The sequence below is a fragment of the Mesorhizobium sp. WSM4976 genome, from assembly GCF_029625685.1.
Classification (GTDB): domain Bacteria; phylum Pseudomonadota; class Alphaproteobacteria; order Rhizobiales; family Rhizobiaceae; genus Mesorhizobium.
The window spans coordinates 15,990-28,383 of record NZ_JARTVT010000013.1; the positions used below are offsets into that span (position 1 = coordinate 15,990).

Here is a 12,394-nt window from a genome sequence, read left to right on the forward strand (position 1 = left end):
AACCGCACCTTCTTTTCAGGGTGTTGCGTTCGTTGTTGCCGCGCTCGACGGGCCGACATTGACCGTCATGTTCGTCGTCGGCGCTGGCGATGGCGGAAGCTTGTATTTCTGGACGATGCCGACGGATCGTGCCCCATCGCCTTCGATCTTGGTGTTGTTCGAAGCCTGGTTGTACGGATTGACCGTCTGCAGCAACTGATTGGCCTTCTGCGAGTCGCCCGATGCCAGCGTCATCGTGTCGTAATTGTTCAGATAGTCGGCCGCACAGCCGGTGAGCAGCCCGGCGCCGAGAAGAACGAGCAGGAGCTTATTTCTTGACATAGACCAACTTGTCCTTCGTTTTCACATCCAGCATGTGGCCGTAAGGGCCGGTGACGCCTTCTCCGAGCTCATATTTCCGGATCATATCCTTGCTGACTTCGAGCTGGCCGAGCAGCATGAGTTCCGGATCGTTGGCTGGTTTCGTCTTGTCGAAAGGCGTCGCCAATTGCTCGCCGGGCTTCACCGGCCGCACGAGATGCGGCGTGACGATGACGACCAGCTCTGTCTCTTCCTTCTGCGTGCTGGAATTGTGGAACAGCGCGCCGATGATCGGCACCTGGCCCAGCCACGGCACCTGGTCCTGAAGCCTGGTGTTCTTGCTGGAAAGCAGGCCGCCGACGGCAAAGCTCTGGCCGTCGCGCAGGTCGACCACGGTCGCCAGCTTGCGGTTGGTGAAGATCGGATCGCCGGCGGGGGTGAAGCCGGTCAGGTCGCTCACTTCCGGCGCCAGCTTGATGTGGATCTTGCCGTCGTCCAACACGACCGGCGTGAAGTTGAGATTGACGCCGAACTGTTTGAATATGATCTCCACTTCGCCCTGGCTGTTGACGCTGCGGATCGGCACCTCGCCGCCGGCGTTGAAGCTGGCGGTTTCACCGGACACCGTGGTGAGGTTCGGTTCGGCCAGTAGGCGAACGACGCCCTTCGACTCCAGGGCCTCGATGATCAAATCGACCTTGATGTTACTGTCGATGACTTGGGTGATCAGCGCTCCGAAGGGACTGCCGGTCGACAGGAGACCACTTAACAATTCTCCGCCAGCTAACACAGCGTTGCCGTTGGTAGTCTTTGTTGCTGCAGCTATGCCGGTGCCGAACTGGGTCGCGTCGCTGCCCCTGCTCCTGAACGAAACACCGAGATCGCGCCCCGCATTGCGCTTGGCTTCCAAGATGCGGACTGAAAGATTGACCTGCTCGCTGTCGTCAATGGTGACGGCGTTGATGATGGCATCAGGGCCATATTGCTGGGTCACTTCGACGATCTGCGCGAGCGTCGCGGCGTCCTTGACGTGGCCGCTCAATCGAACCTTGCCATTAACCGAGCCGATCTCGATGCGCGCCTTGGGCGCCACCTGTCGGATTGCGGCCGCCATGTCGCTGACATCCTGTCCCACCTCGATCTGAATGGCGCCCAGAGATCGCTTGTCGTCGGAGAACAGGTTCACGGTCGTAGTGCCGACGCTCTTGCCGATGATGTAGAGCGTCTTGTCGGTCATGGGTTGCGCGTCAGCGATCTTTTCGTCGCCGACGACGATGTCGCCCAGCGTGGCATTCACCTGGATCGTCGCGGATTGCGAGATCGGAATGAAGACACGGTGCAGCGACGGGCTCGACACGTCGATGAAGCGGTCAGCCGCTTTGGCCGGAGGGCCGGAGATCGCCGAAAACGCCACGAGGGACAGCGCAGTCGCCGCTATCCTCACCCAAAACGCCTGCATCCCAGTCTCCCCAATTGCCGCCGATTGGCAGCCCCTCATTTGGCCGGCCGCTTTCTAACGTTCGCGCGGCACGTCGTATGTCTCAAGCTTGACGCCACGAAACACGCCGATAGTAGCGCGGGCCGGCGGTTCAGGCTGCACATATTTTATGACTTGCTTAATTACCTCCTGCGCTTGTGGTGCTGGCGCAACAGTGGGTTTTTCTTTGCTCAATTGGTCGATCTGGCTGCCCACGCGATCTACGGCTTGAGCCAGGCCGGCAATCTTTTCGTCTGAACGCTTGCGTTCGTCGTCGGCACGCTTGCGTTCCTCCGCGGCCGCGGCGTCAGCGGCCTTCTGTCTATCGAGTTCCGCCTGCCGCTTGGCGACGTCCTCAGGCGTGTCGCCGGTAAGATCCGACAGCGTTATACGCTCGGTCGATTCTGCCTTGCTGGCGGCTGCTTGACGGAGCGCCAGCGACAACTGGCCGGCATTGGCCGCAAGGGTGAGCTTTTGCGCATCCTTGGTGCTGACTTCGACGGTCACAGCCTTCACTACAGTGGGGCTGTCCTTGCTTTCGTCAGCCACCTGGTCGACGGCAAGCACCTTGACGCTCTGCAGCAGCACGTCGACGTAGCTCTTGTCTGGGCCTGCGTCGCTATGCGCGGTGCGAGTCAACAGGACGTCGACCCGATCACCCGGGAAGACGAATCCGGCCACGCCGAGCACGTCGTTCACCCGGATGGAAACGGCCTTCATGCCCTCCGCCAGCACGGCCGATAGTGTAGCGCGCTGACCCGGGCCTGTGATCTTGGTGGCAAGGACGGGCTCATTGACGCCGATCGCCTGAAGCGCCTGCTTGGCGCCGTCGCCGGCCAGAAGGTCCTTGGTGGTCTTGAATGCGCCGGCCGGCACAGCGCCGGCAGGCCAGGGGATTTCGCGCAATTTGTCGGCACTCAATGAATCGCCGAATTTAAGCGGAGTCGCGGCCACCACAATTGTATCGCGCGGTAGATCGCCAGGCCTTGCCATGGCGCTGCGCTGGTTGGCGAGCCACATATTGACAAGCACCACCGCCAGCACGCCGAAGACGCCCGCTAGTATTACCATAATTACCGTATTTGCGCGCATATTGGCCCCCGCCACGGCGTTCTATTTAGTTCATCGACGCCGGTAAGCCCGGCGTCGATGGGAATCGTAACGCATCAAGGCAGCGCGGCCTGCAACGTCGTCCACTGCGTTCCAACCCAAGCGCCGACCAGCACAACGGTGGCGATCACCGCAACTGTTATGATGCCGAGCAAGACTGTGTATTCAACCATAGCAGCGCCGTTCTCGTCGTCGCGGAACCGCCGGGCCAAAATTGAGAATTTGTTCATGGCTTCTTCTCCCGAAACCCTGAAACCTGAAAAGGCGAGCCGAATATACATAACGTTAACCCACCCAATCGGCCTTCACCAAGTGGTCTTTACAACCTGGGGAAGGGGTCCGAGCAATTGCGCTCGGACCGGCTTCAGATATTCATGATCACGGAAGCGCTGCGTTGAGTGCGGTCCAGCGGCCAGCAACCCAGGTGCCGACCAGCACCACGGTGGCGATAACGGCCACTGTGATGATACCGAGCAGAACCGTGTATTCGACCATAGCAGCGCCGTTTTCATCGTCGCGGAACTGCCGGGTCATCGTCATGAGCTTCTTCATGCCAATTTCTCCTTTGGAGGTTTGAACCCGACGAGACAGAGCCAAGGATGAACCCCATACCCAAGCATCCCCCGTCACGTTCAATCCTAGGTCGCGCAAAAAAGCCAAGTCAAATGGATTAACAGTCCCTTAACCTTTCAATACTCGATCTGAGCCACTTTCGATTTTCACAACAGCTTGATTCGCTTCACTTTTCAAGCGATTTTAACCATTCGTTCACAATTCCGCCGCAGTACGTCGTTGCCTAGTTCATATTAGGAATTGTGCATAACGCATTATATGTAACGCTTTACAAGCCGGGTTAGTGGGGGCGATGCGACAAAGGTCCTAGGACTTTCGTCCATTATTTCGGCGCGATGCGAAAATAAAACGATTCTCGAAACCCGTTTTTTAACTATGTCGCAAGTAATACGTCCAGTGTGTCCTCAAGGCCGCTTGTGCGGCTCGTGGTTAACGCTTAGTTTCGACGCCGGGGAAACAAGCGGGGGTTCAGCGACATGCTGGGTCGCTTCATCAAAGGGTCAAACGAACAGAAGCCGTCGCAGTCGGCTCACGTTCCGGCATTGAGCGGGGCGGCAAGCGCTCCGGCTGTGCAAGTCGAATCACAGGACGAAGACTTTCTCTCTTTGAAAGTGGATCTCCATCGCCACCTCATCGATCGCTTCAACCTGACTGCGCTCGAAAATGCATCCAAAGACGAAATACTCAACGAGATACTGCCGATCGTGCGCGAGTTCGTCCGAGGCCGCAACGTGCCCCTGAACGCGCGCGAACTTGATCAACTGACCAGTGACACGGCGGATGAGATGCTCGGGCTTGGGCCGATCGAGCCTCTTCTTAAGGATGACTCTATCGCGGATATTCTGATTAACACGCACAAGCATGTCTTCGTCGAGCGCCGTGGCGTTTTGGAAGAAACACCCATTCGCTTTCGCGATGAAGCACATCTTCTGCGAATCGTTAACAAGATCGTCTCGAATATCGGCAGGCGGGTGGACGAATCGGCTCCTATGGTCGATGCGCGTCTTGATGACGGTTCGCGTGTCAATATCGCGGTGCGACCGATATCCGTCGACGGGCCACTGGTGTCGATCCGCAAATTCTCCAAAAACCCTTATTCGCTCGAGCGGCTGATGGCGTTCAATTCGATCCGTCAGCCGATGATCGAACTGTTGCGCATCGCCGTGCAGGCGCGCAAGTCGATCCTTGTGTCCGGCGGCACCGGCAGTGGCAAGACTACGTTGCTGAATGCCCTATCAAGTTACATCCCTGCTAAGGAGCGCCTTGTTACGATCGAGGACGCGGCGGAGCTGCAATTGCAGCAGCCGCATGTCGGCCGGCTCGAAACGCGCCCGCCCAATGTCGAGGGCAAGGGGGAGGTTCGTCAGCGCGAGCTGCTGAAGAATGCGCTGCGCATGCGTCCAGACCGCATCATCGTCGGCGAGGTTCGCGGCGAGGAGGCCTTCGACATGCTCCAGGCCATGAACACAGGTCACGAAGGTTCAATGACGACCATTCACGCGAACACGCCCCGCGATGCAATCTCGCGCCTCGAGCAAATGGTTGGCATGGCGGGCATGCCGATGACCAATGACTCGATCCGCGCTCAGATCGCCTCAGCCATCGACATCATCATACAGACGCAGCGCCTTTCGGATGGCGGCCGGCGGGTCGTATCCATTTCGGAGATCACGGGAATGGAAGGCAACGTCGTCCAACTCCAAGAGATCTACCATTTCGTCCGTCGCGATGTTGCTTCAGATGGGTCAATCGTAGGCGAGTTCCGCGCTACGGGTGTTCGTCCACGTTTTGCGGCTGAGGTCGCAACCTTGGGCCATCATTTCGCGAAGGATGCTTTCAACCCTCAGGTTCCTTTATGATCCCGACCGGTCAGACTCTGCTTTATCTAATATACGTGCTGGCTGCGGCGTCTGTCATTCTCGCGGTCGAAGTGATGTTCGTTTCTATAGCCGGAACGCGAGCGCGCGCCGGAATCATAAACCGCCGACTCCAATTGATGGGCGATCATGCGCCTGCGGAACAGAGCCTGCAGGGGCTTCTGCAGGAGCGCGGCTTGACGGCTTCAGGCGATTTCATTTTCGGCGCCGTTAGCCTCAATCGCCTTTATACACAGTCCGGCATAACCGGTAATCCGATCAGTTTTGCTATCGTCTTTGTACTGGCTGGCTTAGTGCTGGCTTTGATCGCGGTTCTTCTAATGGGATCGTCGCCAGTTGTAGCGGTTCTCATTTTTCTCCTCATTTCAATTGCCCTGCCTTTACTTGTACTGAAGCGAGCCAGGAGTAAACGAGTCAACAAATTCGCAAGCCAACTACCCGATGCTCTCGACATGATCGTGCGGTCGCTCCGCGCAGGTCATCCGACAACAGTGGCGATCGGGCTGGTCGCTCGTGAAATGCCGGATCCCCTCGGTACCGAATTTGGTATCGTGTCGGACGAGATCTCCTTTGGCCTAAGTCTAGAGCAGGCTGTCCGCAGGCTGTCTGAGCGGGTCGGCTTCGAAGGATTGCACCTCCTGTCGGTGTCTCTGTCGATACAGGCCAAGACGGGCGGCAACCTCACCGAGATACTGTCCAATCTTGCCTCAGTCATGCGGGAGCGGCGTAAACTTCGGCTGAAGATCAGGGCCTTATCGGCAGAGGGGCGAATGTCGGCATGGATCATTTCTCTCTTCCCGGTGCTCATGTTTCTGATCTTATGGGGCGTTGCACCTAGCTACTATGGTGACGTTTGGGGCAATCCGATTATTGTGCCCGTCTTCGTCATCTTCGGGTGTTGGGCGCTCCTGGGCGACTACATCATGTATCGGATGGTCAATTTCGATTTCTAGATAGCGAGACCAGCTTGTTCAACGATCTTGGAAATTCCGCCCAACTGCTTTCCGTAGCCGTTTTCATCGCGGCGGGCGCGCTCTTCCTGTTGGTCGCCCTGATGCTGGCGCCGGTTCTTGAGACGAGAAAGCGGATCGCCGACAGTCTTCTGTCGGAAGGTATCACCAGTCGTCGTTCGCTTGCTGCGCAGCAGGAAATCAACAAGATTTCAGCTCAACGACCAGTCGACGCTTACTTCCGGGCCCTTGAGAAGGAGCGCGGGGAACCTAATGCCCTCGAAGCAAAGCTATTTCGCGCTGGATTCCACCAACCGAGCGCTCCAATCATCTATACGCTTTCACGACTCGGTGCAGTGTGTATCGGGTTTCTCGGTAGCTTCGCACTCCTGTCGGCTCTGCTGCCGCCACAACTGCCTAGTGTGCTTGCTTTTGTCGGTGCCGCCTTGCTTGGGCTCGGCTGTATAGTCATTCCCAGCATTATGCTGGATCGTTTTGAGAACACTCAAAAGCAGATATATCGTCGGGGGTTTCCCGACTTCATGGACATGATGATCACCTGCGCCGATGCAGGCATGAGTCTCGAGGGAGCGGTTGATCGAGTAGGAGCCGAGCTTGCCGGCACCCATAAATGGCTTGGTATCCAACTCGCAATCATGAACTTGCAGTTGCGTGCCGGCAAGCCTTTGCGCGAGGCGTTGCGCGAGCTTGCAGATCGCATCGGCCTGGATGAAGCGAAGGCATTGGCGGTGCTCTTCCGGCAATCGGAAGAACTCGGCACCAGCCTTACAGAAGCGTTGCGAGTGTATAGCGACGAGATGCGTACCCAGAGGATCATGAGTGCGGAGGAGCAGGCCAATGCGCTGCCCGTCAAAATGATGATACCTCTGGGTCTCTGCATCTTCCCGGTCGTAATGATGGTTGTCATGCTACCAGTCCTGATCCGCATGAAAGGCGTTTTCTTCTAGTTGAAGATATGCTTTGGTCCTAATATGGGTCGGGGGACTCACGGGGAAACCGCATGAAGAAGCTGATTGCCGTTACAGGCGGCGTGTTGATGATAGCGCTTGCCGGCTGTCAGACGGGCGCTACCGACGGTGTCGTGCGCACCAACGAACCGGCAAAGGGCGACTACACCGCCTTCGGCGATGCCTTCGACGGGCTGAAAACCGTAAGCGATGTCGACTATTACGCCTCTGACCAGGCGGTCACCGAGGGCAAGACGCAGTTCCGCTCCGAAAACTACGGCAACGCCGGCGCCCTATTCTACAAGGCTACGCGTCTTGCGCCGAATGACGGCGTGGCCTGGCTGGGTCTTGCGGCATCTTGCGACCGCATCCGCCGCTTCGATCTTTCGGATATGGCCTACGGCCGAGCCTACAAGCTGCTCGGCGCGACGCCTGAATATTACAACAATGTCGGCTATTCCTATCTGCTGCGCGGCAAGCTGCAGGAGGCGCGAAGCAATTTCCTCAAGGCCTACGAGCTCGCGCCCAACGATCCGACCGTTGCCAACAATCTGAAGCTGCTTTCGTCCAGTGTGCGGAACATCGAGCGGTCATGAGCCCTTTGCTCGCCGCATCGCTGTTGCTCAGGGCACTGGCCATCCCGCTTCTTGGCAGAATAGCCTGGACTGATTTCACGACGCAGAAGATCGCCAACCGGGACGTGCTGCTGCTGATATGCCTCGGCCTCGGCTCGCTTCAGTTAACGGCTGTGGTCGCCGGATCCTGGTGGGACATGGGACTAAGCGCACTCGCCGGATTTCTGCTGTTCGCTGTGCTCTTTCCGTTTTGGGCTTTGCGCAAGCTTGGCGCCGGCGATGTGAAGCTAATGGCTGTCATGCCGTTTTTGATCGGAGGGAGCGGACTGGCCGTCTTTTCCATTCTGCTCCTGGTTCTCGCCCTTGCCACGGCCATAGTCATGAGATTTCCCTTCATGCTGCCGGAGGGTGCCTTCCGCGTCTACATCCAGCACCTGGATCGGAAGGGGGTTGTACCGTTTGGCGTGCCGATCGCCATCGCGGCAATCTGCACGATAGCATTTGAAGTCATATTGGGCGCCAGCGCATTCGCTAACCCGTTTTGACACAATCGGCCCATTCCCTCATTAACCCTCCGGAAACCATTAGCTTGCGCTAAAGCTGCTGAAGTGGTTGAATCTTGGCGGTCGGCGGGGTGGCCATATGGAAATCTTGAACCTTAAGGGTCTTTTGATCACGGCTTTGATCTTTGTGCCGATCGAGCATCTTTTTGCCCTACGGCCCAATCAGAAAATCCTTCGGAAAGCTTTCTTCAACGACTTGATCTACGCGGTATTTAACAACGCACCGATAACTATAGGCTTGATTGCGACCATTTCGGCGGCCACAAAAGCACTAAGTTGGCTTGTGCCCGAGTTCGTTAGCCTGGCAATTTCCTCTCAGCCGCTTTGGCTGCAGGTCGTCGAAATCGTTTTGATAGCAGACATTGGTTTTTATTTCGCTCACCGGGCATTTCACGCCATTCCAGTCTTGTGGAATTTTCACGCAATCCATCACAGCATCGAAGACCTTGATTGGCTTGCCGGGCACCGAATTCACCCTGTGGATCAGGTCCTTACAAAAAGCGCTTCGTTCATTCCGGTATATTTGCTTGGTTTTACTGGTGAATCCATTGCGATATTTGCATTGATCTTCCATGCCCATGCATTGCTGCTGCATGCCAATGTGAGGCTAAGAATTGGTCCACTTCGATGGCTGATCGCCTCACCTCAGTTCCATCACTGGCATCACGCGAACGAGCGAACGGCATATAATAAGAACTTCGCCGGCCAGCTTTCATTTCTCGATGTGATCTTTGGGACGATGTACCTCCCTGGCAAAACCGTGCCGGAGAGGTATGGGGTCGACGACCCCATACCCACGAACTACATTGAGCAATTGGCTTATCCATTGGTTCCTAAGAGGAAAAACAGTGAAGCTCCCTCTTCTGGCGACGCGTGATTTCATCGGAAGAGCGACGATGACGCTGTATTTCACGGTGTGTGCGACCTTGAAGTCAGCAGCAACGATAGCTGATATCCGCAATGCCGAATGGACCGCGCCGTGGTTTATCGAGGTGGTGGCGAGTGTGGCAGCGCTTGGCTTTATGATGCTCATTATCGCTACAACGGTGACGCGCCTTCCGCCGGTGAGGACTGCGCGAGGGATTGAGCCTCGCATTTCTGCCCTCATCGGATGTTTCGCGACGGTAACTTTGATCGCCGTGCCGCGAGCACAGGCGGGCTCACAACTTGAACTCGTCGCTAACCTTGTGACGATTATCGGTTTTGGGCTGTGTATCTGGTGCCTATGGTGGCTCGGCCGATCGTTCAGCATCATTGCCCAAGCGAGACGACTGGTGACGACCGGTCCTTACCAAATCGCACGACATCCCCTCTATGCCTGCGAAACGATAGTCCTACTTGGGATTATCCTGCGCAATCCGGCCTGGGCGACAGTTGTCGTGGGCGCAATAGTTATATTGTTCCAATACCGACGGATAATCAACGAGGAGAAGGTTCTGCAGGCGGCCTTTCCCGAATATGACGACTACGCACGTCGTGTTCCCATGCTAGTGCCGCGGGTTCTTACGAGCCAAAGTCAGTGTCTGTCCAGAAATAGCAGACCTGATCGACTGAGCCCTCCTAAAACCCCGACGTCTGCTTCTCCACCAGCTTCAGCTGCCCCTTCTCCACCTTGAAAAACGGCATCGACCTCTGGCTCGAGCCGTCGCTGCGGAAGCGGAACAGGCCGGTCGAGCCGCGGAAGCCGGTCGTGTTCTCCAGCACTTGCTTGTTGAAGCCGTCGGGGCCGGCGGAGCTCGCTATGCCCGCGCTCAACGCCACCATGTCGTAGGCATAGGCCACGTTGACGTCCGGCTGGTAGTTGTAGGTCGCCTTGAAGCGGTCGGCGATCGGCCCGGTCTCGCTCTGATCGAGCGTAGCGATATAGGCGCCCTCATAGAGCGGATCCACTGGCCGCTCGAGCCAGCGGTCGGTGCCGATCAGCGTCACCGCCTTGCCCGGAATGCCTTTCGACTTGAGCGCCGCCAGCACGGCGACAGGGCTACCGTCGCCGCAGGCGACGACCACGGCATCCGGCGCCTCGACCAGTGAGCCCATGTCGGACACCACCTTGGCGCCGCCGTCGGTCGGCGAATAGGGCAGGGTCACCGCAAGCGTGGCGCCATAGATGCTGAGCGCATTGGCCACCCGGGATTCGACAGCGCTTGAATCCCCGCCCGGCGGCACCATCAGCACGAATTTCCTTGCGCCCTTGCCGGCGATTGCCGCCGCACCGGCCGCGGCACTATCGGCTTCGCTGAGCCGTACGGAATAGACGCCGGGGCCGCCGGCGAAATTGTCGGCCAGCGCCAGCACCGGCGGCCGCTTGGAGCCGGAGAGCTTGGCAAGGTGCTGCGCGGCCGCGAGCTCGGACGGGCCGACGACGACCTTGGCCGTGCCCGAGGTGATCGCCTTCACCGCGAGGTCCTTGGCGTAGCCGCTGTCGCCGCGCGTATCCTGGATCGTCAGCGTCAGAAGCTTGTCGCCGAGATCGGCCATCGCGAGCCGCGCGCCGTCATACATCTTTCGGCCGTTCTCGCCCGTGCTGCCGGGCCCGGAAAGCGGCAGCAGCATTGTCACCTTGGTCGGCCCCGTGCCGAGCGTCAGCTGGGCCTTCGCCGCCGCGGCCGAGGTCGGTCCGCTCACGGTCGCGCTGTTCGCGGTTCCGGCACCCTGTGCCGCGGGGACTTGGGCAGGGTTGCTCTGGGCCGCGCCGCTTGCCTGCTGCACCGCGGCGGCGCCCGCCTGTCCGGCCGGCGATGCGATCGCCGACGGATCGAGCACGTCCGATGCGCCGCTCCTGGACTGGCATCCAGACGCTGCAGCCGCAACGGCAAGGACCAAGGCCAAGGCTCGCCGACGTACGCGTCGGAGATCAGTTGTCGGCGTCCTGCCGGCATGCGCGGCGGCCGGCCGCGTGGTCAGGCAGGCGTCCGCCTCCGCCCGGGCTTGCATTTTCATCATTGAAGACGGTCGGTGCGCCGCACGCCCGTCAGCTCAGTGCATATACTCGACCATGCGGTCGTGGAAGCACTCGCATTTGTTGAGCGTGTCCTCGTCCTTGTAGTTCGTCTTGAGGTAGCCATAGGCCATGCCGCAGGCGACCTTGGCTTCCGAGGCCCAGACGAAGGCGGGGCGCGACGAGTTGATCCATTCCGGGCTGTTGGCGACGGCGACCGATTCATTCATCAGCTTCACCACATGGTCCTTGAGCTCGACCATGTTGTCGGTCAGCACCAGATCCGATGTGCCGACGGTGCGGCAATAATTCACCGCCGGCTCGCCGATGATGTCGGCGGCGAAGCCCGTCGACTCGGCCAAGAACAGCGCCGCGGCCGAAGCCAGCAATCTTGCGGAATGTCTCATGTAAGCCCCTCTTCGAACTGCGAATTCACGGTTCTCTAATGCATAGCATGGAAGCGTGGCTTTGCGCCACGTCCCCGAGCCACCAAAGTTTACGTCATCCAGATGATCGCACCGTCAAGTCACGGTTTCCGTGTGGGTATGGGTGTGATCGTAGAGGATGGTAATGGCGGAATTGACGCCCACGTTCGTCAGTGTTGCCACTTCGACCATATTGCCGCCTGCAGCTGTGCCGTTGTCGTCGACCATCACGTGAGCCGCGCCGTTCGAGAAGGTGACGTTGACCGCGGCGTCCGTCTGCGCATCTGTCGTCGGCGCGTTAGCGCCGAGGGACTTAAGCAGGTCCGACAGGTCGATAACGTCATGGCCGGGTGTATAGTCCGCGATGACGTCGGCCACGTGGACCGTGAGCTTGGACGGATCGATCACAAACGTGTCGTTGCCCGCGCCGCCGGTCATGTTGTTAAGCCCGGCGCCACCGTAGAGGATGTCGTTCCCATCTGCGCCGATGAGCGTGTCGTTGCCCGCGCCGCCGGGCAAGACGCCCCCCGCAATTGCGGGGGCCGGGGGGAAACCCGCGGTGTGGGGGGCGGGGGGGCGGGGGGGAGGGGTGGGGGGGGGGGGGGGATAGGGGAGTGGGGAGGGGTGGGCGTCATTGG

At 58.7% G+C, this 12,394-nt stretch carries 14 protein-coding genes; 6 read left to right on the forward strand and 8 right to left on the reverse strand.

Annotated features, from left to right (window positions below):
* Window positions 1-15 precede the first annotated feature (15 nt).
* The 5 genes from P9272_RS17165 to P9272_RS17185 all read right to left on the reverse strand — a co-directional run bounded on the left by P9272_RS17165 (window position 16) and on the right by P9272_RS17185 (window position 3,439).
* Window positions 16-321 (reverse strand): hypothetical protein, encoded by a 306-nt coding sequence (locus tag P9272_RS17165; protein WP_278161424.1) that lies wholly within the window; start codon window positions 319-321, stop codon window positions 16-18.
* Window positions 308-1,759 (reverse strand): type II and III secretion system protein family protein, encoded by a 1,452-nt coding sequence (locus P9272_RS17170; RefSeq protein ID WP_278161425.1) that lies wholly within the window; start codon window positions 1,757-1,759, stop codon window positions 308-310. The genes P9272_RS17165 and P9272_RS17170 overlap by 14 nt, the downstream gene beginning before the upstream one ends.
* 54 nt (window positions 1,760-1,813) lie before the next feature.
* Window positions 1,814-2,869, reverse strand: a complete 1,056-nt coding sequence (gene cpaB, locus P9272_RS17175) for a Flp pilus assembly protein CpaB (protein WP_278161426.1) — start codon at window positions 2,867-2,869, stop codon at window positions 1,814-1,816.
* A 74-nt stretch (window positions 2,870-2,943) separates the two neighbouring features.
* A complete protein-coding gene (locus P9272_RS17180; RefSeq protein WP_278161427.1) occupies window positions 2,944-3,117 on the reverse strand; it encodes a Flp family type IVb pilin in 174 nt (57 codons plus the stop codon).
* Window positions 3,118-3,265: 148 nt separating this feature from the next.
* Window positions 3,266-3,439, reverse strand: a complete 174-nt coding sequence (locus tag P9272_RS17185; RefSeq protein ID WP_224627482.1) for a Flp family type IVb pilin — start codon at window positions 3,437-3,439, stop codon at window positions 3,266-3,268.
* A 497-nt stretch (window positions 3,440-3,936) separates the two neighbouring features.
* Here P9272_RS17185 and P9272_RS17190 point away from each other — a divergent pair, with 497 nt between their 5' ends.
* The 6 genes from P9272_RS17190 to P9272_RS17215 all read left to right on the forward strand — a co-directional run bounded on the left by P9272_RS17190 (window position 3,937) and on the right by P9272_RS17215 (window position 9,270).
* Complete coding sequence (locus P9272_RS17190; RefSeq protein ID WP_278161428.1) at window positions 3,937-5,319, forward strand: CpaF family protein; 1,383 nt, start codon at window positions 3,937-3,939, stop codon at window positions 5,317-5,319.
* On the forward strand, window positions 5,316-6,290 hold the full coding sequence (locus P9272_RS17195; RefSeq protein WP_278161429.1) for a type II secretion system F family protein: 975 nt from the start codon (window positions 5,316-5,318) through the stop codon (window positions 6,288-6,290). The genes P9272_RS17190 and P9272_RS17195 overlap by 4 nt, the downstream gene beginning before the upstream one ends.
* Window positions 6,291-6,304: 14 nt before the next feature.
* A complete protein-coding gene (locus P9272_RS17200) occupies window positions 6,305-7,255 on the forward strand; it encodes a type II secretion system F family protein (RefSeq protein ID WP_278161430.1) in 951 nt (316 codons plus the stop codon).
* 53 nt (window positions 7,256-7,308) lie between these two features.
* On the forward strand, window positions 7,309-7,851 hold the full coding sequence (locus P9272_RS17205; protein ID WP_278161431.1) for a tetratricopeptide repeat protein: 543 nt from the start codon (window positions 7,309-7,311) through the stop codon (window positions 7,849-7,851).
* Window positions 7,848-8,375, forward strand: coding sequence for a prepilin peptidase (locus P9272_RS17210; protein WP_278161432.1), 528 nt, complete (start codon window positions 7,848-7,850; stop codon window positions 8,373-8,375). Before P9272_RS17205 ends, P9272_RS17210 begins: the two co-directional genes overlap by 4 nt.
* A gap of 97 nt (window positions 8,376-8,472) precedes the next feature.
* Entirely contained in the window at window positions 8,473-9,270 is a 798-nt protein-coding gene (locus tag P9272_RS17215) for a sterol desaturase family protein (protein ID WP_278161433.1), read from the forward strand.
* A 683-nt stretch (window positions 9,271-9,953) separates the two neighbouring features.
* On the opposite strand, the gene P9272_RS17220 is transcribed toward P9272_RS17215, so the two are convergent.
* From P9272_RS17220 to P9272_RS17230, 3 genes are all read right to left on the reverse strand, one after another.
* Window positions 9,954-11,156 (reverse strand): penicillin-binding protein activator, encoded by a 1,203-nt coding sequence (locus P9272_RS17220; protein ID WP_347404053.1) that lies wholly within the window; start codon window positions 11,154-11,156, stop codon window positions 9,954-9,956.
* 213 nt (window positions 11,157-11,369) lie between these two features.
* Window positions 11,370-11,738 (reverse strand): hypothetical protein, encoded by a 369-nt coding sequence (locus P9272_RS17225; RefSeq protein ID WP_278161435.1) that lies wholly within the window; start codon window positions 11,736-11,738, stop codon window positions 11,370-11,372.
* 114 nt (window positions 11,739-11,852) lie between these two features.
* The gene (locus P9272_RS17230; protein ID WP_278161436.1) at window positions 11,853-12,275 is read right to left on the reverse strand and encodes a type I secretion C-terminal target domain-containing protein; all 423 of its coding nucleotides are present in this window, start codon (window positions 12,273-12,275) and stop codon (window positions 11,853-11,855) included.
* Window positions 12,276-12,394: the final 119 nt, after the last annotated feature.